The 23,467-nt window shown below is 66.4% G+C and carries 25 protein-coding genes and 1 tRNA gene; 12 read left to right on the top strand and 14 right to left on the bottom strand.

The genetic code is table 11. The features are described 5' to 3' along the window. Positions 1 to 220 precede the first annotated feature (220 nt). The 3 genes from rplL to C5B85_RS09970 all read right to left on the bottom strand — a co-directional run bounded on the left by rplL (position 221) and on the right by C5B85_RS09970 (position 2,324). Positions 221 to 604 carry a 50S ribosomal protein L7/L12 gene (gene rplL / locus C5B85_RS09980; protein ID WP_104252146.1) on the bottom strand — a complete coding sequence of 128 codons (384 nt, stop codon included), beginning with the start codon at positions 602 to 604 and terminating at the stop codon, positions 221 to 223. Between the two features lie 45 nt (positions 605 to 649). Beyond that, positions 650 to 1,165 carry a 50S ribosomal protein L10 gene (gene rplJ / locus C5B85_RS09975; RefSeq protein WP_104252145.1) on the bottom strand — a complete coding sequence of 172 codons (516 nt, stop codon included), beginning with the start codon at positions 1,163 to 1,165 and terminating at the stop codon, positions 650 to 652. Between the two features lie 277 nt (positions 1,166 to 1,442). Beyond that, a complete protein-coding gene (locus tag C5B85_RS09970) occupies positions 1,443 to 2,324 on the bottom strand; it encodes a LysR substrate-binding domain-containing protein (protein ID WP_258070710.1) in 882 nt (293 codons plus the stop codon). Positions 2,325 to 2,427: 103 nt separating this feature from the next. Between C5B85_RS09970 and C5B85_RS09965 the strand changes: the two genes are divergently transcribed. The 4 genes from C5B85_RS09965 to C5B85_RS09950 all read left to right on the top strand — a co-directional run bounded on the left by C5B85_RS09965 (position 2,428) and on the right by C5B85_RS09950 (position 6,986). Beyond that, positions 2,428 to 3,579 (top strand): FAD-dependent oxidoreductase, encoded by a 1,152-nt coding sequence (locus C5B85_RS09965; protein ID WP_104285878.1) that lies wholly within the window; start codon positions 2,428 to 2,430, stop codon positions 3,577 to 3,579. Between the two features lie 11 nt (positions 3,580 to 3,590). Then, complete coding sequence (locus C5B85_RS09960) at positions 3,591 to 4,850, top strand: allantoate amidohydrolase (RefSeq protein WP_258070709.1); 1,260 nt, start codon at positions 3,591 to 3,593, stop codon at positions 4,848 to 4,850. Positions 4,851 to 4,922: 72 nt separating this feature from the next. Next, positions 4,923 to 5,951 (top strand): YqaJ viral recombinase family protein, encoded by a 1,029-nt coding sequence (locus C5B85_RS09955; RefSeq protein WP_258070708.1) that lies wholly within the window; start codon positions 4,923 to 4,925, stop codon positions 5,949 to 5,951. 33 nt (positions 5,952 to 5,984) lie between these two features. Continuing rightward, positions 5,985 to 6,986 (top strand): NADP-dependent oxidoreductase, encoded by a 1,002-nt coding sequence (locus C5B85_RS09950; protein ID WP_258070707.1) that lies wholly within the window; start codon positions 5,985 to 5,987, stop codon positions 6,984 to 6,986. Between the two features lie 37 nt (positions 6,987 to 7,023). On the opposite strand, the gene C5B85_RS09945 is transcribed toward C5B85_RS09950, so the two are convergent. Together C5B85_RS09945 and C5B85_RS19180 are read right to left on the bottom strand one after the other, a co-directional pair. Continuing rightward, positions 7,024 to 7,692 carry a FadR/GntR family transcriptional regulator gene (locus C5B85_RS09945; RefSeq protein ID WP_104285877.1) on the bottom strand — a complete coding sequence of 223 codons (669 nt, stop codon included), beginning with the start codon at positions 7,690 to 7,692 and terminating at the stop codon, positions 7,024 to 7,026. 7 nt (positions 7,693 to 7,699) lie between these two features. Then, positions 7,700 to 7,873 carry a hypothetical protein gene (locus C5B85_RS19180; protein ID WP_181064379.1) on the bottom strand — a complete coding sequence of 58 codons (174 nt, stop codon included), beginning with the start codon at positions 7,871 to 7,873 and terminating at the stop codon, positions 7,700 to 7,702. 85 nt (positions 7,874 to 7,958) lie between these two features. On the opposite strand from C5B85_RS19180, the gene C5B85_RS09940 reads away from it, so the two are divergent. Continuing rightward, positions 7,959 to 9,653 carry a 2-isopropylmalate synthase gene (locus C5B85_RS09940; RefSeq protein ID WP_374953094.1) on the top strand — a complete coding sequence of 565 codons (1,695 nt, stop codon included), beginning with the start codon at positions 7,959 to 7,961 and terminating at the stop codon, positions 9,651 to 9,653. Between the two features lie 97 nt (positions 9,654 to 9,750). Here the strand turns inward: C5B85_RS09940 and rplA are convergent, their stop codons facing one another. The 5 genes from rplA to C5B85_RS09915 all read right to left on the bottom strand — a co-directional run bounded on the left by rplA (position 9,751) and on the right by C5B85_RS09915 (position 12,571). Next, positions 9,751 to 10,437, bottom strand: a complete 687-nt coding sequence (rplA, locus tag C5B85_RS09935) for a 50S ribosomal protein L1 (RefSeq protein WP_068482355.1) — start codon at positions 10,435 to 10,437, stop codon at positions 9,751 to 9,753. Between the two features lie 103 nt (positions 10,438 to 10,540). Then, complete coding sequence (gene rplK / locus C5B85_RS09930; protein ID WP_104252140.1) at positions 10,541 to 10,972, bottom strand: 50S ribosomal protein L11; 432 nt, start codon at positions 10,970 to 10,972, stop codon at positions 10,541 to 10,543. A 139-nt stretch (positions 10,973 to 11,111) separates the two neighbouring features. Next, the gene (gene nusG / locus C5B85_RS09925; RefSeq protein WP_104285875.1) at positions 11,112 to 12,041 is read right to left on the bottom strand and encodes a transcription termination/antitermination protein NusG; all 930 of its coding nucleotides are present in this window, start codon (positions 12,039 to 12,041) and stop codon (positions 11,112 to 11,114) included. Between the two features lie 75 nt (positions 12,042 to 12,116). Beyond that, positions 12,117 to 12,428 (bottom strand): preprotein translocase subunit SecE, encoded by a 312-nt coding sequence (secE, locus tag C5B85_RS09920; RefSeq protein WP_104285874.1) that lies wholly within the window; start codon positions 12,426 to 12,428, stop codon positions 12,117 to 12,119. A gap of 70 nt (positions 12,429 to 12,498) precedes the next feature. Continuing rightward, positions 12,499 to 12,571: transfer RNA gene (locus tag C5B85_RS09915), tRNA-Trp, on the bottom strand. A 189-nt stretch (positions 12,572 to 12,760) separates the two neighbouring features. Between C5B85_RS09915 and C5B85_RS09910 the strand changes: the two genes are divergently transcribed. Further along, complete coding sequence (locus tag C5B85_RS09910) at positions 12,761 to 13,972, top strand: pyridoxal phosphate-dependent aminotransferase (RefSeq protein ID WP_181064378.1); 1,212 nt, start codon at positions 12,761 to 12,763, stop codon at positions 13,970 to 13,972. A 126-nt stretch (positions 13,973 to 14,098) separates the two neighbouring features. On the opposite strand, the gene C5B85_RS09905 is transcribed toward C5B85_RS09910, so the two are convergent. The 4 genes from C5B85_RS09905 to C5B85_RS09890 form a co-directional block, all read right to left on the bottom strand. Further along, complete coding sequence (locus C5B85_RS09905; RefSeq protein ID WP_146077921.1) at positions 14,099 to 15,301, bottom strand: hypothetical protein; 1,203 nt, start codon at positions 15,299 to 15,301, stop codon at positions 14,099 to 14,101. Between the two features lie 69 nt (positions 15,302 to 15,370). Then, the gene (gene poxB / locus C5B85_RS09900; protein WP_104285871.1) at positions 15,371 to 17,104 is read right to left on the bottom strand and encodes a ubiquinone-dependent pyruvate dehydrogenase; all 1,734 of its coding nucleotides are present in this window, start codon (positions 17,102 to 17,104) and stop codon (positions 15,371 to 15,373) included. A 123-nt stretch (positions 17,105 to 17,227) separates the two neighbouring features. Then, positions 17,228 to 17,632 (bottom strand): VOC family protein, encoded by a 405-nt coding sequence (locus tag C5B85_RS09895; protein ID WP_068492670.1) that lies wholly within the window; start codon positions 17,630 to 17,632, stop codon positions 17,228 to 17,230. Between the two features lie 78 nt (positions 17,633 to 17,710). Next, positions 17,711 to 18,136, bottom strand: coding sequence for a helix-turn-helix domain-containing protein (locus C5B85_RS09890; protein WP_104285870.1), 426 nt, complete (start codon positions 18,134 to 18,136; stop codon positions 17,711 to 17,713). Between the two features lie 208 nt (positions 18,137 to 18,344). Here C5B85_RS09890 and C5B85_RS09885 point away from each other — a divergent pair, with 208 nt between their 5' ends. Genes C5B85_RS09885 through C5B85_RS09860 form a run of 6 tightly spaced genes read left to right on the top strand, consistent with a single transcriptional unit; the run spans position 18,345 to position 23,237 of the window. Continuing rightward, positions 18,345 to 19,286 carry an ABC transporter ATP-binding protein gene (locus C5B85_RS09885; protein ID WP_104285869.1) on the top strand — a complete coding sequence of 314 codons (942 nt, stop codon included), beginning with the start codon at positions 18,345 to 18,347 and terminating at the stop codon, positions 19,284 to 19,286. After that, complete coding sequence (locus C5B85_RS09880) at positions 19,283 to 20,185, top strand: ABC transporter permease (protein ID WP_104285868.1); 903 nt, start codon at positions 19,283 to 19,285, stop codon at positions 20,183 to 20,185. The genes C5B85_RS09885 and C5B85_RS09880 overlap by 4 nt, the downstream gene beginning before the upstream one ends. 52 nt (positions 20,186 to 20,237) lie before the next feature. Next, on the top strand, positions 20,238 to 21,494 hold the full coding sequence (locus C5B85_RS09875) for a sensor histidine kinase (RefSeq protein ID WP_104285867.1): 1,257 nt from the start codon (positions 20,238 to 20,240) through the stop codon (positions 21,492 to 21,494). Then, positions 21,491 to 22,165, top strand: coding sequence for a response regulator transcription factor (locus C5B85_RS09870; RefSeq protein WP_104285866.1), 675 nt, complete (start codon positions 21,491 to 21,493; stop codon positions 22,163 to 22,165). The genes C5B85_RS09875 and C5B85_RS09870 overlap by 4 nt, the downstream gene beginning before the upstream one ends. Positions 22,166 to 22,215: 50 nt before the next feature. Further along, a complete protein-coding gene (locus tag C5B85_RS09865) occupies positions 22,216 to 22,662 on the top strand; it encodes a hypothetical protein (protein ID WP_104285865.1) in 447 nt (148 codons plus the stop codon). Positions 22,663 to 22,721: 59 nt separating this feature from the next. Then, positions 22,722 to 23,237, top strand: coding sequence for a GNAT family N-acetyltransferase (locus C5B85_RS09860; protein WP_104285864.1), 516 nt, complete (start codon positions 22,722 to 22,724; stop codon positions 23,235 to 23,237). Positions 23,238 to 23,467: the final 230 nt, after the last annotated feature.

Here is a 23,467-nt window from a genome sequence, read left to right as displayed (position 1 = left end):
CCGTCGAGGCCGAAAACGGGTCAAGCGACACGCTGAAAGTTTCGATTCTCGGTCGACACACCAGTCACATTGGTCACACTGACCTCAGGAATCGCATCTTCAACAGGGGTTTTCTGGGGACAAGGAACGAGGCACCGCATCCGGAAACCGGATGCGGTGCCTCGTGAAAAAAGTTCCTTCGGCGTGTCGGAACACGCCGCGCAGAACCGCTGCGGGATGACTACTTGACGGTCACCGAAGCGCCGGCAGCCTCGAGGGCGTCCTTTGCCTTGTCAGCAGCTTCCTTGTTGACGCCCTCAAGAACGGGCTTCGGAGCGCCGTCAACGAGTGCCTTCGCCTCGCCGAGGCCGAGGCTCGTGAGTGCGCGCACCTCCTTGATGACCTGGATCTTCTTGTCGCCAGCACCCTCGAGGATGACGTCGAACTCCGTCTTCTCCTCCTCTTCGGGTGCGTCTGCTGCTGCAGCAGCAACGCCTGCAACTGCAACGGGAGCAGCAGCGGTGACCTCGAAGGTCTCCTCGAACGCCTTGACGAACTCGGAGAGCTCGATGAGCGTGAGCTCCTTGAATGCTGCGATGAGCTCGTCAGTCGTGAGCTTTGCCATGTGTTTTCTCCTTGTGTGTTGTTCTAGCCGCGAGATCCCGTAGGACTAGTTCGCGGACTCCTGCTTTTCGCGCAATGCCTCGACCGTGCGAACAGCCTTGGCTGCAGGCGCGGTGAACAGGTATGCGGCACCGAACAGCGAGGCCTTGAAGGCGCCGGCAAGCTTGCCGAGCAGAACTTCGCGGGACTCGAGGTCGGCGAGCTTGTTGACCTCTTCTGCGCTGAGGGCGTTTCCATCGAAGAAACCGCCCTTCAGAACCAGCTGAGGGTTGTCCTTGGCGAAGGTACGAAGACTCTTCGCGACTGCGACGGGGTCGCCGTGCACGAACGCGATTGCGCTCGGTCCAGCCAGCTCGTCGTCAAACGCGGTGATTCCGGCGTTGTTCGCCGCAATCTTCGTCAGCGTGTTCTTCACCACGGCGTAGCTTGCGTGCTCACCGATAGTGCGACGCAGCGTCTTGAGCTGCGCAACAGTGAGACCGCGGTACTCAGTCAGCAGGACGGCGGTCGAGTTCTGGAACAAGTCCTGAAGCTCGGCAACAGTTGCTTCCTTGGTCGCCATGGCACTCCTCTCTCTCTTGCACGTGAATCACGTTTGTCATTCACGCACCGCAGGCGCATCTTCGATGCACAACACACAAAAAAGCTCCGGTCGCAGGTGGACCGGAGCTGAGAGGATGCGCTTGCGCGCAGAGCAGTTCTGCTTCGTTCACCTGCGCGGGACGTTCTTGCGAACCTTCGTTCGTGTACGTTCTCACGCACAACGAAGACCTGCGGTCTTGGGCTTCCGAAAGAGTACATGTTCGCGCGCCGGTCGTCAACGTGAGGTACACAGTTCCTCACTTCGAGCCGCGGAGGCTGTCGATGAGCAGTGCGGAGCTGGGGTGCGAGCGCGGGCTTTCGACCGCATACAGCTCCGTGCGCGGGGAGCCGAGCAGAGGGCGGGTGACCACCCCCGGCATCTGGAAGCGTGCGACAGAGGCCGGCAGGATCGACGCCCCGACTCCAGCAGCCACGAGGCCGAGCACCGTCTCCTGGTGGATGACGCTCTGCACGATGCGCGGCACAGCCTGGGCCGTCCCGAGCCAGGACATGACGGCGGAGACGAACCCTGGCATGAGCTCGAATGGGAACAGCACAACCGCCTTCTCGTGGAAGCTCGAGGCAGGCACGATCGACTCGGCGGCGAGCGCATCGGCCGCGGGGAGCACGGCCACGAGGTCCTCGCCCTCCAGCAGCGTCGCGTGGAGCCCCGGCACCGAGAGGGGATCACGCAGGATTCCCACGTCGAGCTCCCCCTCGAGCAGGAGTGTGATCTGCTCGGCACTGGTGAGCGAGCGCGGCTCGAGGTGGATGCGTGGCCTGAGTTCCTGGAACGCCTGCAGCCCTCGGGGAAGCACGCTGTAGCTCGCCGAGCTCACGAAACCGATGCGCAGGCGCCCGGCAACCCCGGCGGCGACGTCACCCAGGTCGGCAACGGCCGACTCGAGGTCCTCCAACACCGCCCCCGCTCTCTGGCGGAACATGCGGCCGGCGGCGGTCAGCGAGACGTTCCGGGTCGTGCGCTCGAACAGCTCGACGCCGAGTTCCTCCTCGAGTTTGCGCACGGCCACGGTGAGGGGCGGCTGGGTCATGTGGAGGCGCGCGGCGGCGCGGCCGAAGTGCAGCTCATCGGCGACGGCCAGGAAGTACCTGAGTTGGCGGAGCTCCATAAGATCCATTCGGGAGAACTATCAATACTGCTGCAAATGATATTGGACGCAGTGCTTTCGGTGGTGCGGTAATCGAGACAGGATCCATTCGACGGCCACGTAGGGAGCAGACATGACCGACACCATCATCATCGGCGCAGGACTCGCCGGCGCCTCGGCTGCCTGGCGGCTCGCCGAGCGTGGCCACCAGGTGACCGTGCTCGAGCGGACGACCCCGGCCAACGAGCAGGGCAGTTCCCACGGTTCAGCCCGCATCTTCCGCTACGCGTACCCAGAGCAGATGTACACCGACCTCGTCGTCCGGTCGAAGGCATGCTGGGACGAGCTTCAGCGGGTGAGCGGGACCCAGCTCATCCGACCGACCGGCGCACTCGACCACGGAGACATCCGCGATCCCGCAGGCCTCGCGACCGTGCTTGCGACCGCCGGCGTCGAGCATGAGCTTCTCAGCGCAACGGCGGCGCACGAGCGCTGGCCGCAGTTCACGTTCGAGACTGACGTGCTCTGGCACCCGGGTGCAGGCGTGCTCGACGCGGGGGGCACCGTCAATGCGATGCTGGCCGCCGCATCCGCCACCGGCAGGCTCGAGCTGCGCACCTCGTGGCCCGCAGCCCGAGTCGAGCGGATCGCGAGCGGTTACCGCGTGCACTCGGCGAACGGCACGACCGTCGAGGCGGAGGCGATCGTGGTCGCTGCTGGCGGCTGGCTCCCTGCCCTCCTCGGGGATCTCTCGCTGCCGGGAGCCTTCCTCGACCAGTTCCCTGGGCTCGAGGTTCGACAGGAGCAGGCGTACCACTTCCCTTACCTCGACGCGAAGGATGTCGGAGCCGACGCCGACCCGTGGCCCACCTTCATCTCCAAGTCACGCAGACTGCAGACGTACGGGCTGCCGGGCGGCCGCGACGCCGACTGGCGCGGGCAGAAGGTCGCGCAGTTCAACGGCGGCAAGCTCATCGACTCGGCGCTGGGGCAGGACGGTGTCGTGGATGCGGCGAACCGGCGTGCGCTCATCGCCTACGCCGCGGAATACCTCCCTGGCGTGTTGCCCGAGCCGTACGCGGAGACCACCTGCCTGTTCACCACGACACCGACGGAGGACTTCGTGATCGACCGAGTCGACAACCTCGTCGTGCTCTCCGCTTGTTCAGGTCACGGCGGGAAGTTCGCGCCACTGCTCGGGGAGCTCGCGGCGGACCTGCTCACGGGAGCCGGAACCGTGCCGGAAGAGTTCCGCATCGCGGCCCAGGCGGGTGCAGACGCATGAACGGAGAGCGCATGATGAAGAGCATGGACACGATCAGCCAGGCCAAGCAGCCGACCAGCGTCTCCTCGCTCATGCGCGAGATCGAGCACCTGGGACGCGATCGCACACGCGGCGGCTACAGCAGGCCCGTGTACTCGCATCCCGAACTCGAGCTCCGCGAGTGGTTCCTCGCCGCGGCTGAGACCCGCGGGCTCGATGTCGAAGTCGACCAGAACGGCATCATCTGGGCGTGGTGGGACCGTACCGACGGCGACCGCTCCGGGGCGCTCATCACGGGCAGCCACCTCGACTCGGTGCCTGGTGGCGGCGCGTTCGACGGACCGCTCGGAGTGGCTGCCGCACTCGCCGCCATCGATCTACTGCGGAGCGAGGGCCGTCAGCCGAGCGTCGCCGTCGCCATCGCGGTCTTCCCCGAGGAGGAGGGATCCCGATTCGGCGTCGCCTGCCTCGGATCGAGGCTGCTCACGGGCGCCATCGACCCAGACAGGGCACGGTCGCTCCGGGATGCGGACGGCACGACCTTCGCGGAGGCCTCAGCCTCGGCCGGCTTCGCCCCCGAGCATCTCGGCGCCGACCGCGCTCGGCTCGCTCAGTTCAGCGCGTTCGTCGAGCTGCACGTCGAGCAAGGTCGTGGCCTCATCGACCTCGCCGGGCCAGTCGCGATCGGCTCATCGATCCTGGGCCACGGCCGCTGGCGCGTGAGCTTCACCGGCCAGGGCAACCACGCCGGCACAACACTCATGGCTGACCGACGCGACCCTATGGTCGCCGCCGCACGCCTCATCGTCGGCATCGAGGAGATCGCGCGCGCCGTCCCCGGGGCTCGAGCCACCGTCGGTCGCCTCGAGCCCGTTCCGGGCGGGACCAACGTCATCGCGTCTCGCGTTGATGCCTGGCTCGACGTCCGTCACCCGGACGACGACGTGACCGCGGCGCTCGTCGAACGCATCCGCGCCCGGGCCGCCGAGGTCGCAGCCGATCAGGGATGCGAGGCGACGCTAGTCGAAGAGTCGCTCTCCCCCACCGTGAACTTCGACTCGAAGCTCCGAGATACGCTCCAGCTCGCACTCCCGGACGCACCCGTGCTCGACACGGGAGCCGGGCACGACGCGGGTGTGCTCGCCGCCCACCTCCCGACCGCCATGCTGTTCATCCGCAACCCGAGCGGCATCTCCCACTCCCCCGAGGAATACGTCGAAGACGCCGATGCGGACCACGGGGCACGCGCGCTGGCCACGGCGATCATGGCGGCAGGGTCAGACAGCGCCTGAGCAGGAGCAGATTCTTCTCCCATCTCGGCGCTTGGTACCGACTCTGTCGGTGGTGTGAGAAAGAATAGGGGGATGGTCATGTTCCGCCCGAGCCCCGACGTCGACGAGACGTCCTGGTTCGGCGAACCCCAGCCTGCGCCCAAGTCGCGCCGACGTGACCGCGAGCTCTACGGCCCTGCCGCCCTGATGGACTACACGGCTCCGGCCGCATTCGCGCAGCAGGAGCATCCAGCGGCGAGCGACGTCGGGTCCGAACCCCAGGCGGAGCCGCTGCACCGCTTCTACACCTCAGAGACCCGGCCGGCCTTGGCGACAACGGCGCTCTCGGCCAGCGAGGTCGGCGTCTGGCGCGCACACGGCCCCTCTGGCGAGACGTCCGCGATCGAGCTGCCCGCGACTCCCGAGGTCGAGGCCATGAGCGCGCACCTGCTGCGGGTGCTCGCAGACTCCAACGATCGCGCGGCCTGGCTCAAGGCGCGCGCCGACGGCGTCACGGCAACCGACGCAGCACGCCTCGCGACCCCGGCCTCCGTGAAGCAGGTCGTCAAAGACAAGGTCATGGGCAACTCCTTCAGTGGCAACGCCTACACCGACTTCGGCCGACAGCGCGAACCTGAGATCGCCCGGTGGGTCCTGGAGCGCCACGGCATCCCTGCGAGCGGCCTCCTCTTCCACGCCGAGGCTTCGAAGAGCCACCTCGCAACCCCCGACGGCTTGCACTGCGACGAAGAGGGCCGCATCCTCCTCGCGGAGATCAAGACCACAAACAAGGTGTGGAAGCGCATCCCGCGCTCGTACATGCGCCAGATCTGGTGGCAGCAGTACGTGCTCGGCGCCGAGCGCACCCTCATGGTCTGGGAACGACACCAGGACTTCATCGTCGTGGACCGCGAGCCGAAATTCGTGTGGATCGACCGCGACGAAGCGGAGATCGCCAAGCTCGTGACACTCGCCAACGAAGTGCTCAAAGATGTCGAGAAGTACCGAGGCGAGTTCGCCCAGTACTCCACCGGCAACACTCAGCCGTTCCAGGGATATGGAAACACGCACAGCACCAGCGACTACACGCAGTCGTTCTACGACGCAGAGACGTACGCGTAGTCGGCCCAGGCGCGACGGAGGAGAATGGCACCCATGACTGACGCCGCAGATCTCCAGCCGACCTCCGACACCATGCGCGCCGCCCTCCTCACGGGCATCGGCGGGCCAGAGATGATGCAGCTCGGCGAAGCAGCCATCCCGATCACCCTCAACTCCGACACGCTTGTGCGCGTCAAAGCCGCCGGCGTGAACCCCATCGATGGCAAGACCCGTTCGGGCGCCGGTGCCTCGAAGGCGATTGCGAGCTTCCCATCGACCCTCGGTGGCGAGTTCTCCGGCGTCGTCGTCCGCGCCTCCTACGAGCTCGCGCCTTTCCAGCCCGGCGACGAGGTGTACGGGATGCTCCTGTTCCCGCGCTACTCAGGGGCCTACGCCGAGTACGTGTCGGTCCCGTTCATGAGCCTCGCGAAGAAGCCAAAGAATCTGTCGTTCATCGAGGCGGGCGGCGTGCCCCTCGCGGTACTCACCGCCTGGGCCGCCGTCGTGGAAGCCGGCGGCGTCTACACGGGACAGCGTGTCCTCATCCACGCCGGCGCTGGCGGGGTCGGTCACTTCGCCGTGCAGCTCGCCTCGTACTACGGCGCGCACGTCATCACGACGGCCTCCGAGCGCAACCACGACTGGCTGCGCGGGCTCGGCGCCGACCAGGTCATCGACTATCGGACCGAGCGCTTCGAGGACGTCATCTCAGAGCCCGTCGACGTGGTCATCGACCTCATCGGCAACGTCAAGGACCAGACAGGCACCCGCTCGCTGCGAGTCCTCCGTGACGGCGGCACCCTCATCAACGTGCCGACGGGCAGCTACCCGGAGCTCTTCGAAGAGGCCGCCGCCGAGGACCGCGGCATCGTCGCATCGACCCTGAAGCTCTCGCCCGAGGGACGCATCCTGCAGACCATCACGCAGCTCTTCGAGCATGGCGCGCTGCAGACGCACGTCGACCGTGTGTTCCCACTCGCCGAAGCCGGCACGGCGCAGGAGCTCATCGCGGAAGGACACGTGCGCGGCAAGGTTGTCCTGGACATCGACGCGTAGCGGCACCCCGCGGCGGCACTGAGAGCGCAGGCCTCGGTTACGCCACGCTCGCTTTGAGGTCCAACAGGTGAGTGCGGGTGAACTCGGCCGCCGCGGTGGCGTCCTGCTCGGCGATCGCATCCAGGATCCGACTGTGGACGAGCTGGTCGCTGTCACTGCCGAACTCACCGCGACGCCGCAGCATCCCGATCATGGCCTTCCTGCTGCGCGGCGCGAAGCCGTCGAAGAGCTCCGTGAGGATCTCGTTGTGCGCTGCGACGACGATGCTGCGATGCAGGGCCGTGTCCGCGTCGACGTGCGATTCGATGCTCGTGCGCTGCGCATTGCGGGCATCGGCGGCGAGTCTCATTGCACGGAGATCAGCGGTCGTACGGCGCTCAGCGGCGAGCGCGGAGGCTTCGACCTCGATCGCGATGCGCGCCTCGATCACCGTCTCGATATCGGCGCGCCTCAGCATCGCCTCCAGCCCCTCCGGCACGTCAAGCGCGGTGACGAACACTCCTGCGCCCTGCCTGGTGGCGAGCACGCCACTACCCGCGAGCTGACGGATCGCTTCGCGGATTGTTGACCGTCCGACCCCGAGTTGGGGTGCGAGCGTCGTCTCGCCCGGCAGCTTCTGCCCCAGTTCCCACTCACCACCGCGAATGCGCTCCAGGAGGACCTCAGCCGCCTGTTCGGCAAGTGGTTCCCGGCGAAGTGTGTTCATGGCTCCATCATCTCTCATCCACGAACTCCTCTACTTGTCTGAGGAGTTGTGCTACCGTCTCAACATGCAGCGCACACTCCTTCTTCGCCGCCACGGCGGGGCCTAGCCTGACCGGCTCCCCGACGTGGAGTCGAAGCGCGCGCCGGTCGTCACCCTCCAACGACTGCCAAGGAAACACCATGCACAGCACTGCATCTCAGATCTCGACACCGGCTGGCCCAATGCCGAACGACGCACCACACTGGAACCGTCAGCGACACTCGCAGATGCCATCGCACCGCTACCGCGACGTGTACTCGCGAGTCGATGTGCCCCTCACGGAACGAGAGTGGCCCTCACACCGCCTCACGAAAGCGCCACTCTGGGTGCCAGTCGACCTGCGCGATGGGAACCAGGCGCTCTCAGAGCCGATGGACCCCGACCGCAAACGCCTCTTCTTCGAGCTCATGATCCGCATGGGCTACAAGGAGATCGAGGTCGGCTACCCCTCCGCCTCCCAGACCGACTACGACTTCGTCCGGCACATCGCTGCGAGCGACATCGCACCGGACGACGTCACGATCGTCGTCTTCACCCCAGCACGCCGGGACCTCATCGAACGCACAGTGGCCTCGATCAGAGGAATCACGAACCCCGTGGTGATCCACCTGTACACAGCCACGGCCCCCGCCTGGCGCAACGTGGTGCTCGGCAAGGACCGCGCGCAGCTTCGTGAGCTGATCCTCGCCGGAGGGCGAGACGTCCTCGAACTCGCCGGCCACCTGCCGAACGTGCGCTTCGAATTCTCCCCAGAGGTGTTCAACCTCACCGAACCCGACTACGTCATCGACATCTGCGATGCCATGACCGAACTCTGGGCAGCGACCCCCGAGCGGCCGGTCATCCTCAATCTCCCCGCCACCGTCGAAGTCGCGACCCCGAACGTGTACGCGGATCAGATCGAGTACATGCACAAGCACCTCGCGAGGCGCGACTCCGTGATCCTCTCGGTGCATCCCCACAACGACCGAGGCACGGGAATCGCCTGCGCGGAACTCGCGGTGCTTGCCGGTGCCCAGCGAGTGGAAGGCTGCATCTTCGGCAACGGCGAACGCACCGGCAACGTCGACATCGCCTTACTGGCCCTGAACCTGCACGCGCAGGGCATCGACCCGATGATCGACTTCTCGGACATCGACGAGATCAGACGCACGGTCGAATACAGCAACCGCCTCGAGATCCACCCAAGGCACCCGTATGTGGGCGACCTCGTCCACACCGCATTCAGCGGCACGCACCAGGACGCCATCAAGAAAGGGTTCGCCGAGCAGCACTCCCGTGCCGCGCGCGAGGAGCGTCCAGAACACGAAATCGAGTGGCGAGTGCCGTACCTGCCGATCGACCCGGCCGACATCGGGCGCAACTACGACGCCGTCATTCGCGTCAACTCGCAGTCAGGAAAGGGCGGCATCGCCTACCTCCTCGAAACCGACTACGGAATCGAACTCCCCCGGCGCCTGCAGATCGACTTCGCGAGGCGCGTCCAGGCACACACTGAAGCGAGCGGCCGAGAAGTCGAGGCGGCACAGCTGCTCGAGCTCTTTGAGCACAGCTACCTGCTGGCCGCGGCGCCTGAGCTCGAGCTCCTCGAGCTGAGCGTCGCGACACGCGACGGAGTGGCACGCACGAGCATCCGCGTCCGCGCCGACGGCAGCGAGCTGAGCGGCAGCTACGACGGGATTGGCCCCGTGGAGGCCGTCACCCGGCTGCTCCACGGGGCTGGCATCTCCGTCGACGTCCTCTCACTGCACCAGACGTCACTCGGAACAGGGAACGACAGCGAGGCGTTGACGCTCCTCGAGTATCGCGACAGCGCCGGGCCACGATGGGTCGCCGGCCGAGACCGGTCGGTGCTGTCGTCGACCGTGAACGCGATCCTCAGCGCAGCACGAAGCACCCTCGCGGAGTTCACCCGAATCTAAGTCGCACCGGGGAACGCAAGAACGGCCCAGTCCGAGGACTGGGCCGTTCTTGATGGCGGATGCGCGCATCCGCCTGAGCTATGCAGCTCGCGACAGACTAGATCGCGTTGACGTCCAGCGGGATGCCGGGGCCGAAGGTCGTCGAGACGACAGCCTTCTGGATGTAGCGACCCTTCGAGCTCGACGGCTTGAGGCGGACGACCTCGTCGAGGGCTGCGCGGAGGTTCTCCCCGAGCTGCTCCGACGTGAACGCCGACTTGCCGACGATGAAGTGCACGTTGGAGTGCTTGTCGACGCGGAACTCGATCTTTCCGCCCTTGATCTCGGTGACAGCCTTCGCCGGGTCGGTCGTGACCGTTCCGGTCTTCGGGTTCGGCATGAGGCCACGGGGTCCGAGGACCTTACCGAGGCGTCCGACCTTGCCCATGAGGTCAGGGGTGGCGACTGCGGAGTCGAAGTCGGTCCAGCCGTCAGCAACGCGAGCGATGAGCTCGTCGCCGCCGACCTCGTCGGCGCCAGCAGCGATAGCTGCCTCAGCCTTGTCACCCGTCGCGAAGACGATGACCTTAGCCGTCTTGCCGGTGCCGTTGGGCAGGCTGACGGTGCCGCGGACCATCTGGTCAGCCTTGCGAGGGTCTACACCCAGGCGAAGAGCGACCTCGACGGTGCTGTTGAACTTGGACGAGCCGGTCTCGCGTGCGAGCTCGACGGCCTCAGCGAGACCGTAGAACTTGTCCTCGCCGATCTTCTCTGCCGCGGCACGGTATGCCTTGGACTTAGCCATGTTGTTCTCCTTCAAGAGTTGCGGTTGCGAGCCTGGCCGGCTCTCCCGCGATGTTCAATACCGCGCCCGGGGCGCGACGTGTGGTGTTGGGAGCGGGAAGGCTTTAGCCCTCGACCGTGATTCCCATGGAGCGAGCCGTACCGGCGATGATGCGCGACGCCATGTCGAGGTCGTTCGCGTTCAGGTCGGACTGCTTCGCCTCGGCGATCTCGCGGACCTGGGCGGCGGTGAGCTTGCCGACCTTGGCCGTGTGAGGCGTCGGGGAGCCCTTCTTGACGCCGGCAGCCTTCTTGATGAGCTCGGCAGCAGGAGGGGTCTTCAGGATGAAGGTGAACGAGCGGTCCTCGTACACGGTGATCTCAACGGGGATCACATTGCCACGCTGCGACTCGGTAGCCGCGTTGTAGGCCTTGCAGAACTCCATGATGTTGACGCCGTGCTGACCGAGCGCGGGGCCGATAGGAGGAGCCGGGTTAGCGGCGCCAGCCTGGATCTGAAGCTTGATCAGACCCGAGACCTTCTTCTTGGGTGCCATGTCTTTTCCTTCTTTCGATTCGAACTCCGCGCAGATGCGCGGCGCTCTCCCGGTGGCCCGGCGGTTCCGGACTCCGGTGGTTCAGGCAGTCGACGCGGGCGTCGCTGCAAAACTGTGGTGAAGCAGTGGCCCCTGAGGCCTAGAGCTTCGTGACCTGGTCGAAGCTGAGCTCGACCGGGGTCTCGCGCTCGAACAGCGACACGAGCACAGTGAGCTTTCCGCTCTCTGGCTTGATCTCGCTGATCGAACCGGTGAGCCCCTCGAAGGAGCCCTCCTTGATCGTGATGGTCTCGCCGATCTCGAAGTCGATCTCAGCAATGGGCTGACGCTTCTGAACGCCGCCCTGACCGGAAGCGTTCGCCTTCGCGGGCGCTTCTGCGATCTCAACAAGACTCTTCAGCATCTCAAATGCCTCGTTGAAGCGCAACGGGGTCGGGTTGTGAGCGTTGCCCACGAAGCCCGTCACACCTGGGGTGTGGCGAACAACCGACCAGCTGTCTTCATTCAGCATGAGGCGAACGAGCACGTAGCCGGGGATGCGGACGCGCGTGACCATCTTGCGCTGTCCATTCTTGATCTCGACCACGTCTTCCATGGGAACTTCCACCTGGTAGATGAAGTCGCTCATGTTCATGGACTCAGTGCGCTGGTGGAGGTTCTGCTTAACGCGACGCTCGAAGCCGGCGTACGTGTGGATGACGTACCACTTGCCTGGCTTGAGGCGCAGCTCGCGCTTGAAGGTCTCATACGGGTCGACGTCAGGGTCCTCCTCGCGGGCCTCGACCTCTTCGTCCTCGGTCGCGGCAGCCGCGGCTGCCTCTTCCTCGCTCGTGTCGATCTCGAGAACGTCGTTCACGATCGCGTCGACCTCTGGGTCGACGACGTCCGCGCCTTCTCCATCGTCGAGGTCTTCCTCGGTCACGACTTCATCGGACTCTTCGATCTCGTGGGCGGCGTCGAGCTCTGCGTCGATGTCGCGGTCACCCTCCTGAGCCTCTACGACTTCGGAGTCCTGCTCCAGTGCGGTCTCGTAAAGACCGTTCGGGTCGGCGACGTTCGGGTCTGACACGATTCCTCATCTCGATTCTGTGGTGCTGGGCTGCTCGCCCGTTGTCGGTGGAGGCTTGGGGCCGGGGCGCTTCGGCTACTCCGTCGGGACCGGCGTCGCCGCCGGCTCGCTCGGGAAGAGCGAGCTTCCCTGACCGAAGACCCACGACGCGCCCCACCCGAAGAGCAAGTCGAGCAACGTGACCAGCGCCATCATGAAGATGACGAAGACGAGCACGACGCCCGTGAACTTGAAGAGCTCCGCGCGGGTCGGGGTGACGACCTTCTTGAGCTCACCCATGACCTGGCGGAAGAAAAGAGCGATACGGCCGACGAGGCCGCGCTTGGGCTCGGAGCCTCGCTTTGACTCGGCGACATCGGTCGCTTCGTCTGACTTGCTTGGACTCACGCGCTCTCCCTTTCGATGGTTGAGACCTTCGATGGTGGGCCCCGTAGTGGGTGCGTTCAGCACCGAAATGCAGGGCGGACAGGACTCGAACCTGCAACCTGCGGTTTTGGAGACCGCTGCTCTACCAATTGAGCCACCGCCCTTTGCGTGAAAACCGGATGCGCGCATCCGTTCACCCTGATACGGTCTGCCGCCGTTCCAGGAACAGTTTCAGGCGCGTTTCAGTATGTCGCTTTCGGCAACCAGGAAAGCATACGACAGGTGCGAGCCGGAAGTCCAACGCGGGCGCAACTCGCGGACGGCGAAGCGGCTCCGGACCTAGACTCGAAGCCATGGTTTCCGACTCACGTCTCTCTCCTCGCATCGCCGCGATCGCCGAATCCGCAACGCTCAAGGTCGACGCGAAGGCCAAGGGCCTCAAGGCCGCAGGCCGACCCGTCATCAGCTACGCCGCGGGCGAGCCCGACTTCCCCACCCCGCAGCACGTCGTCGACGCAGCCCTCGTGGCCGTCAGCGACCCGAAGAATTACCGCTACACGCCGGCCCCAGGCCTGCCGGAGCTTCGTGAGGCCATCGCCGAGAAGACCAAGCGCGACTCCGGTTGGGACGTCCCCGCCTCGCAGGTCATCGTCACGAACGGCGGCAAGCAGGCCGTGTACCAGGCGATCAACACGGTCGTCGGCGCGGGCGACGAGGTCCTCCTCCCCGCCCCCTACTGGACCACGTACCCCGAGGTCATCCAGCTCGCGGGCGGCACGACCGTTCCCGTGTTCGCGGGCGCCGACCAGGAGTACAAGGTCACCGTCGACCAGCTCGAGGCCGCACGCACCCCAGCGACGAAGGCGATGCTCTTCGTCTCACCCTCGAACCCGACGGGCGCCGTCTACTCCCAGGATGAGACCCGCGCCATCGGCGAGTGGGCCGCAGAGCACGGCATCTGGGTCATCGCCGACGAGATCTACCAGAACCTCACCTACGACGGCGTTCGCGCCGTCTCGATCGTCGAAGCCGCCCCGGCAGTCGCCGACCGCACCATCCTCGTCAACGGCGTCGCGAAGTCGTTCGCAATGACCGGCTGGCGCGTCGGGTGGATGGTCGGACCCGCCGACGCAATCAAGGGCGCAGGCAACCTGCAGTCGCATCTCTCGAGCAACGTCAACAACATCGCCCAGCGCGCTGCCATCGCGGCCCTCACGGGGCCGACCGAGCCCGTCGAGGAGATGCGCCTCGCCTTCGACCGCCGCCGCAAGACGATGGTCGAAGAGCTCAGCAAGGTGAACGGCTTCCGGGTCCCGACACCTGAGGGCGCCTTCTACGTCTACGCCGACGTGCAGCAGCTCATCGGCAAGGAGATCGAGGGCCGCCAGATCACCTCCTCGCTCGACCTCGCCGACCTCATCCTCGATGTCGCTGAGGTCGCGGTCGTGCCAGGCGAGGCCTTCGGACCGTCCGGCTACCTGCGTCTCAGCTACGCGCTCGGTGACGACGCGCTCCTCGAGGGAGTGCAACGCCTTCAGAAGCTCTTCGCAGGGGTCGAGCTCTAGGCCGTACCGCGCACGCGCGCAGCCGCGTCGCTGAGAGGCCAGTTTCGCCCCATCCTGAAGCTCGGGATGGGGCGAAACTGCCCTATCTCGCGGTGCGCGGACGCACGGGCCTGCAAGCGGACGCGACTAGGGCGTCGTGAAAGTGATCTCGGCGACCTTCTGCGATATCCGCGAGGTGGGGTCGTCGAGCTCGCCGCCCCAGGCGTTCGCCAGGATCGTGATCTTCGTTCCGGTCGACGGCATGTAGCGCGTTGCCATCATGCCCTCGGAGCCATCCGACCATCGGAGGCGCTGCGCGAGCAGCTCGAGCTCGTACCCTCCCTGCCCCTTGAGCACCAAGGGCACGGGGTCACCGACCGGCTCCGGCTTGGCCGTGAACTGCAGCGAGGCTGAGTTCAGCTCCGAACGGGTCATGTCCTCGTCGCGGTACTCGTTCTTATGCAGGTTCTCCTGCGCGACCGAGAAATATGCGCCGGACTGGGGGTCGCTCAGGATGTACAGATTCGGTTGCCGCTCCGAGACATCCTGCTCCCATCCGCCGAGCGACGGGTTCACGACCGTGAGGCCGTTCGGGAACACGACGTCCGTCGTGATCGGGATGTACCCGGACGCCGCGTCCTGAGGCGAGGCAGGCATGAGCGTGCTTGTCGGGATGGGGGTCGATGTCACCCCTTGCGGGTCTGCGCCGCCGACAGGGATCGTGGGGTCGTTCGGTGAGTTGAACGCCATGAACAGCCCGACAACCAGCGCGAGGATCGCGAGGCCGCTCACGCCGATGCCCACGAGGAGGCCAACAGGTCGCTTGCGCTGCTTCTGCAGCTCCGGATCTTCACCGAGCTCGCGACGCTTCGGCTGCGCGGGAGCCTGCTGCTGCGGCGCGAAGCGGGGAGGCGGGGCACCTGCGGGCAGGTTCGATGGCGGCACCTGCCCGAACGGAACCTGACCGGGCCCAGGGACCTGCTGCTGCGGGAACTGCCCCGGCTGCTGCCGTTGATGCCCGGGATGCTGGGTCGGCTGCGGGAACTGCCCGGGAGGGACCTGTCCCGGCTGCCGCGGCGGCTGCCCTTGCTGGGGCGCCTGGCCCGGTGCCGAGAACTGCCCGTTCCCCCAGGCCTGCGGCGCCCCCTGGGTCTGGCCAGGCGCGGGGTACTGGCCCTGCTGGGGGTACTGTCCACGCTGGGCTGCGCCGGACGGCACTCCCCACTGGATCTGCCCTGGCGCCTGCGCCTGCCCAGGGCGACCGCTCTGCCCAGCACTTCCCGGCTGCTGCCGGCGCGGGTCTTGGCCGCCGTTCTGACCTGGCGGTGGCGTGATGGGCGGTTGCGTCATGCCTGCGAGAGTACCGCCCGCGTCAGGCAGCTGCCTTGACGCGGGCGGTACGACGCCGAGGCTTCGAGCTCAGTCAAAGATGCGGCGCAGGAGGTTGGTGTCGGCGAGGTCGACGAGTTCATCGCCTCTCCCTGAGAGCACGGTGCGCAGCGCGTACAGCGTGAACCCCTTGACTTGCTCGGCCGTGATGGTTGGCGGGATCGAGAGCTCCTGCCGCGCGGTCACGACATCGATGAGGGCCGGCCCGTCGTGCTCGAAGGCTTCACGCAGCGCATCCTCGAGATCGTTCGGGTTCTCGACCCGCCGCCCATGGATACCGATGGCCTTAGCGACATCGGCGAAGTTCGGGTTCTCAAGGTCGGTACCGTAGTTGACGAAGCCGGCCGCCTTCATCTCCACCTCGACGAAGTTCAACGATGAGTTATTGAACACGACGATCTTCACCGGGAGCTTGCTCTGCCTAAGCGTGAGCAGCTCGCCGAGGAGCATCGCCAGCCCGCCGTCGCCCGCGAGCGCGATCACCTGACGCTCCGGGAACGCGGACTGCGCGCCAATTGCCTGCGGCAGCGCGTTGGCCATCGTCCCGTGGCTGAACGAGCCGATGAGCCTCCTCTGCCCGTTCATCTCGAGATACCGGGCCGCCCAGACGACTGGCGAGCCCACATCCGGGATAAATACCGCGTCCTGGGTTGCGAGCTCGCTCACGAGCCGCGCGACGTACTGCGGGTGGATGGGGGCGCGACCGCGGTCGTTGTCGGCCAGGGAGTCCAGTTCCTTGCGCGCCTTCCGGTAGTGCTTCACGGACACCTCGAGGTGCTTGCTGCTCTTGTTCGCCTCGAGCAGCGGGATGAGCGCATCGAGCGTGTCCCCCACGTCACCCACGAGCCCGAGGTCAAGCGGTGTGCGCTTGCCGAGCTGTTCACCACGGAGGTCGACCTGGATGATCTTCGCCTTCGACGGGAAGAACTGCTGGTACGGGAAGTCGGTGCCGAGCATGAGGAGGGCATCGCAGTCCTCGATGGCGCGGTAGCCCGACGAGAACCCAAGTAGGCCCGTCATGCCGACGTCGTAGGGGTTGTCGTATTCGATGAACTCCTTGCCACGCAGCGCATGGACGATGGGAGCCTGCAATGCCTCTGCCGCCGCGAGCAGCTGCGCGTGTGCGCCCTGCGTGCCGGCGCCGCCGAGAATCGTGACTTTCTTCGCCAAGTTGAGGATGCTCGCGGCCCTCGCGAGCTCGCCGTCGGCCGGCCGCACTACGGTCTTCGCCGGGAGGATGGGCGCCGACTTGCGTCGGCCTGCGCTCTCTTTCAGGAAGATCTCACCTGGAATGACCACAACGGCCACGCCGCGCTTCTCGACCGCTGCGCGCATCGCGATCTCCAACACCCGGGGCAGCTGCTCGGGCACGCTGACCATCTCGCAGTACACGCTGCTCTCCCGGAACAGCTCCTGGGGGTGCGTCTCCTGGAAGTAACCGCTGCCGATCTCCGCTGACGGGATGTGCGCAGCGATTGCGAGGACGGGGACACGGCTTCGGTTGGCGTCGTAGAGCCCGTTGATGAGGTGCAGGTTGCCCGGCCCGCAGCTTCCGGCACACACGGCGAGTTCGCCGGTCAACGCGGCGTCCGCGGACGCAGCGAAGGCTGCGGCCTCCTCGTGTCGCACGTGCGACCAGGCGACCTCCCCGTTTCGGCGAATGGCGTCGGTGAATCCGTTGAGCGAGTCTCCGGGAAGCCCGTAGACCCGCTCGACTCCGGCGTCGTGGAGGATATCGACGATCGTGTCAGCGACTGTAGTCATGGCGAGATCTTCTGCCCCGAACCGGGGAGCCAGCCGAGGAATCCGCCACTCTCTGCGCACAGTGCGTGCTAGGGCTGGTTTCGAGCTGGCCCACCGACGGACGAGGGCCGGACTACAGCCGGTCTACGCCTGGCTCACCCGCACCATGTTGCCGGAGGGGTCTCGGAAGGCGGCATCTCGGACACCCCAGAACTGATCCGTCGGTTCCTGCAGCACCTCGACCCCACCCGTCGCCTGCACCTTCTCGAAAAGCGCGTCTAGGTCGCTCGTGCGGAAGAGGAGACCAGGCAGCTCGCCCTTGGCGAGCATCGCCGAGAGCGTTTCACCGTCTTCCTCGGATCGCCCGGCCTTGGGATGCGAGAGCACGATCTCGAGCTCCGGTTGTTCTTCCGTGGACAGGGTGATCCAGCGGAAGCCCTCGTTGGGAACCTCGCTGCGCACCTCGAGGCCGAGGGCATCTCGATAGAACACGAGAGCTGCGTCCGGGTCGTCGGTGAACACGTGCACGTGGCTGAGTGAGAGTGTCATGGTTCCGATGCTAGGACTGGCCACCGACATTCACTTCTCGGAAACTGCTCGAAGCTGCGGCGTTGCGTGGTTCGGCGCTCAGCTCACCTTGTTGGCCCGTTCGTGCACGCGCCGCGGCCGACCCCAGATCTGCGAGGTGCAGCTCGGGATGACGATGCTCCGGCTGTGATCCCTCGCTCTGTAGGCACTCGGCGATTCGCCGACGATCTCCGTGAAGCGACTGCTGAACGACCCAAGGCTCGTCGCACCGACCGCAGTGCAGGCATCCGTCACGCTCACGTCGCCTCGGCGCAGCAGCGCCTTCGCCCGCTCGATGCGCCTCGTCATGAGGTGCGCGTACGGGGTCTCGCCGTACGCCTCGCGGAAGCGGCGACTGAAGTGTGCGGTCGACATGTGGGCCGCCTTGGCCATGGCCGGGACGTCAAGCGGCCGCGCGTACTCGCGGTCGATGAAGTCGCGTGCGCGACGGAGGCAACGCAGCTCGTCGAGGTCGGTCGAGGCCATGCCTCCAGTATGCGCGCGCACCGTCGCGACCTCGGTAGCCACGAGATGAGCCAACTTCGGTGACAAGACGAGGCACAGCGCGAAGTTGCGCGACGAAATCGCTGAGTTGTCACCGAAGTTTGCGGGCAGAGCGGGTCCCCCGATCGGTGGAGGCGAATCAGCCGGTCGGACCCTGCCGTGGTGGCCGCGCCCGGCGTTGAATCGAGGCATGAGTACACAGGCAGCCATCGAGGTCACCGACCTCCGCAAGCGCTACGGGGACCGCGACGTCGTCGACGGACTCTCGTTCGAAGTTCGCCGCGGCGAGACCTTCGCCCTGCTCGGCCCGAACGGTGCGGGCAAGAGCACCACCATCGAGATCCTTGAGGGCTTCCGCACGGCTTCTTCCGGCAGCGCACGCGTGCTCGGGCACGACCCGGCGCACGGCGACGCCGAGTGGCGCGGCCGGATCGGGGTCGTCAGCCAGTCGAGCGCCGATATCGAACGCTATTCGGCGAGGGAGGTGCTGCGTCACTTCGCGAGCCTCTACCGGCATCCTCGGGATGTCGACGAGACGATCGAGCGCTGCGGAATCGCAACGTTCGCGACGAAGCGCGTCGGTCGGCTTTCGGGCGGCCAGAAGCGCAGAGTCGATGTCGCGCTCGGCATCATCGGCAACCCGGAGGTCCTCTTCCTCGACGAGCCGACCACGGGCTTCGACCCCAACGCGCGCCGCGAGTTCTGGGGCCTCATCCAGCAGCTGAAGGGTGAGGGCATGACGATGGTGCTCACGACCCACTACCTCGACGAGGCCGAACAGCTCAGCGACAGGGCGGGGATCATCTCGGCTGGGCGGCTCGTCGAGATCGGCGACATCACCACGATCGGCGGTCCCGCTGCTCGCACCCCTCGGGTTCGGTGGCAGGAGGCCGACGGGCAGTGGCACGAGCAGAAGACGGATGCGCCCGCCCAGCTCGTAGCCGCGCTCGCCGGGAGACTCGGCCCGGAGCCCGCGGGTCTCACGGTGACCCGCCCCTCGCTCGAAGACGTGTACCTCGAGATCATCGGCGAGCATGCGAGCACCGCCCCAGCACACCCTGCGGACGGCGCATACCCGGCGGACGCCACCGGCACCCCATCCGCTGCCGAACTCGTCGGAGGCACAAAATGACGCAGATCTCAGCCCCCAGCCATGCGGGCAATAACTCGCAGGACACCCCAGCGTCAGCGCGGCGCCCAGACGCCGGCCGCGCTTCCAAGCCCAAGTCGACGATCGGCAACGGACTTCGCCGCATCTCCTTCGAGTTGCTCGGCTACTTCCGACAGACCGACCAGGTCTTCTTCGTCTTCCTGTTCCCTCTTGTCATGTTCGCGCTCTTCGCGTCGATCTTCAGTGGCGAAACGGTGGTCGACGACCCGCGGTTCGCCGACGTGACGATGTCGCAGTACTACCTGACGGGCATGCTCGCCATGGCGATCCTGCTCTCCGGCATGCAGTTCCTCGGCATCGACATCGCCACGGAGAAGCACGAGGGTGGCCTCGCCCGCCTCGGCGCGACGCCGCTCAGCCCCGTCTCGTTCTTCATCGGGAAGATCGGCCTTGTCCTCATCACCTGCACGCTCCAGCTCGCGCTCGTCATGGCACTCGCGGTTGTCGCGTTCGACATCACGCTGCCGGATTCCAGCGAGCTCTGGATGCGATTCGCCTGGCTTTCACTGCTCGGCATCTTCTGCTTCTCCTCGCTTGGCATCGCGATCTCCGCGATCCCCCGGTCGGCGAGGTCCGCATCCGCCATCGTGCTGCCGCTTGTGCTCGTGCCACAGTTCCTGTCCGGCATCTACGTGCAGTTCTCGATGCTCCCCGAGTGGATGCAGCAGGTCTCGAACCTCTTCCCGCTCGCCGGCCTCGTCCGAGGCATGCGCAGCGTCTTCCTGCCGGACGCGTTCGCGGCGGCGGAGGTCGGCGGCACGTGGGGCCTTGGCGCCGCGGCACTCACGCTCGGCGTATGGACGGTCATCGGGCTCGTCGCGAGCCTGCTCACATTCCGGTGGAGTCGCGGCCGCAGCTAGGGACCTGCCCCAACTCGGTGTCGATGTCGGTGGGTCGCGAGAGGATGAGCACATGATGGACTTCCTGATTCGGAACGGGCGCTGGTGGCACGTGCTCATCGTGGGCACGGCGCTCGCGAACGCGCTTGTCGCGGGGTTCGTCGCGGTCAGCGCCGCAACCCGAGCCGAGCGCACCGAGGGTCTTGTCGCCACGGGAGCGCTGCTCCTCATCCCAGTGGTGTGGCTCGCGTTCGGTGTGAAGTCCATCGGAGAACCGCGCAGGGGCACGGTGCTCATCGCACTCGTCACGCTGCTCGTTGCCGTGTCCATGGTGCTCGTGCCATGGACCGGCTTCGTGCAGACCCTCGTGTACCCGCTGGTCTGGCTGGTCTGCGTGAGCGCGCGACGCAGCATCCTCGTGTCGATCGCCATCGCCGTCGGCATCGGCGTCGTGTCCGCCCTCTACAACGGCGTCGACGAGATCCCCGACATCCTTCCGGGCCAGCTCTTCAGCGTTGCGGCGACGTGCGGCATCGGGCTCTCGATCAGCTATGCCTGGCGGGTCGCGGATGAACGGCGTGCGGTGCTTGAGCAGCTCACTGCGTCGCAGGAGCAGGTCCAGGAGCTGTCGCGGCTGAGCGGCGCCTCCGTCGAGCGGGAGCGCATCTCGCGAGACCTGCACGACACACTCGCGCAGACCCTCGCGGGGCTCGCGATGCTGGCCGACCGCAGCGCCAACGACATCTCGCGTCTTCGCAGCGACGAGGCCGCCGCGGGCGAGGAGGCGCAGGCGGCGCTCCGGGCCCAGGAGGAGCGAGCCGACCTCATCGCGTCGCTTGCGCGCGACGCGCTTGCCGAGGCACGGGTGCTCATCGCCGAAAACGCTCCCGTGCGGTCTACAGACTCCGCCGATGCTGGCGACTCTGCGGAGGCGACGTTCTCGGACGCGCTCCGACGCCTCGTCGAGAGGTTCCGCCGCGAGACCGGCGTGCTCGCTGAGGCGCGCATCGACGTGGCGCCGGCCGCGCTCGACCGGGAGAGCGAAGTGGTGCTGCTCAGGTGCGCACAGGAGTCACTCTCGAACGCCCGCCGCCACTCGGGAGCCTCGAACGTGCGCCTCTCCGTCGAGACCAAGGACGGCGACGTCGTGCTGCAGGTCGCCGACGATGGACGGGGGTTCGAGCTCACCGCCGAGCCAGCCGGCTACGGTCTGGCGAGCCTCCACGATCGAGCAAACGCGATCAGTGGCAGCGTCGACATCTCCAGCAGCCCCGGCAGTGGCACCATCGTGACTGTGACGATCCCAGCCAAGGCGGGTGCTGACGCGTGATCCGCATCCTGGTCGCCGACGACCACCCCATCGTGCGAGCCGGACTGGTCGGCATCTTCGAAGACGAGCAGGACATCGAAGTCGTCGCGGAAGCGGCAGACGGCGCCGAAGCGGTCACGCGCGCCCTCGCGACAACGCCGGCGGTTGTTGTCATGGACCTCCGCATGCCTGGCACGGATGGCGTCGCGGCCACGCGACAGATCCTGGCAGCCCTGCCCGAGACCCGAGTACTCGTCGTGACCACCTACGACAGCGACGACGCGATCATCGGCGCCATCGAAGCGGGCGCGAGCGGTTACCTGCTGAAAACCGCGAGCGGCGGGGAGCTCATCGAAGCGGTGCGACGTGTAGCCGCCGGCGAGCTGGCACTCGCTCCCTCAGTGACCGCGAAGCTCGTCGCGCAGACCCGAGCCGCTGCGGCCGCCGGTTCTGGTGCGGGACGTCCGCCCGCCAGGTCGGTCGGCTCGGTGCCCGCGCTCAGCGAGCGCGAGCTGCAGGTGCTGCAGCTCGTCGCCGACGGCCTCTCCAACCCCGAGGTCGCACTGCGCCTCCACATCGGCGAGGCGACGGTGAAGACGCACCTCGGCAACGTCTTCGCGAAGCTCGAAGTCAACTCGCGGGTGCGTGCCGTGACTCGCGGCCTCGACCTCGGCCTGCTTCGGCGAGGCTAGGACGCGATGCAAACGGGCCAGGCGATGCTCCGAGTCGTAGGCTGAGGAACATGAAGCTCGAACGCAGCGCCCTGTTCGCGCTCCCCCTGATCGCCGTCGCCGCCCTCGGGCTGAGCGGATGCGCATCCGCCACCCCGCCAACGAGCGTCGCGACGAACAACTACGGGGGTCTGCCAGCGGGCCAGTCGACGGAAGTCGACGTCGTCGACATGGAAGGTCCACTCGTGCAGTGGCTCGACGAGGGCTCTTCGATCGCGGTCACGACCTGGGGGAGCTCCGGTTGCCCTGCGATCCTCACCGAGATCAACGCCGTCGACGCGCAGACACTCGACCTGCAGTACCTCGAGGCGACGGCGTACCCCGACCAGGCATGCACGGCGGACTACGCACCGCACACGAGCGAGATCGAGCTACCCTCCGATGTCACTGCTACTCCACTGACGGTCACGGTCAGCTTCGACGGCGAATCGCCACGAGCATCCGTCGTCCTCGACTGAGCCACGCGCTCGCTCGAGTTGACCGCTGTGACGCGACAGTGTTCTCCTGAAGTGCCCAGATGACGTCAGCCTTCACGGTGCGCCCTGCCCGTTCGGAAGACGCCACGGCGATCGCCCTTGTGCATGCAACCTCGTGGCGCGAGACCTATCGCGGGACGCTCGTCCCCGATTCAGTCCTCGATGCCCCGACGTTCCTTCCCGATCGGGAACGCTTCTGGACGCGCGCGCTCACCGAGGAGCGTTGGGCGCACATGCGAGTTGCGGTCAGCGAGCACGATGGCGAGATCACCGGAATAGCCATGTCCGGACCGTCCGAGCCGGATGCCGCATGCCAGCACCTCTTCGTGCTCTACGCACTGGCCAGACACCACGGCGACGGAAGCGGGACCGCCCTGCTCCACGCGGTGACGCGTCACGACGAAAACACGACGCTCTGGGTCGGCGACCCAAACCCTCGAGCGCAGTCGTCCTATCGGAAGCATGGCTTCATCCCGGACGGCACGGTTAAGGTCGAAGACGGCGTCCGTGAGATCGGGATGCTCCGAACCGCAAGCGGGGGCGGCACCTCTCCATGAGCCCCCCCCCGATCCGGGAAAGGCGCCTCGCCCGAACGCTATTGACCCTCAACCGCGAAATCGGTAGGATCGCAGCACACGCCTATCTAGAGAGGAGTCCCGATGATGCGTACGTTCACAATCTGCAACCAGCCGTTGGTGACTCGTCCCCTGGGCGCCCACATCTCCTAAGCTCCGTGTCCTGGGTGGAGTCTGTCTCCGCCCGTGACGGATGCTCGTCGGCACAGTAG

The sequence above is a fragment of the Pseudoclavibacter sp. AY1F1 genome (assembly GCF_002931075.1).
In the GTDB taxonomy this organism is placed as follows: Bacteria; Actinomycetota; Actinomycetes; order Actinomycetales; family Microbacteriaceae; genus Pseudoclavibacter.
Note: the sequence above shows the minus strand (reverse complement) of the source record. Positions and strands in the feature narration are given on the sequence as shown.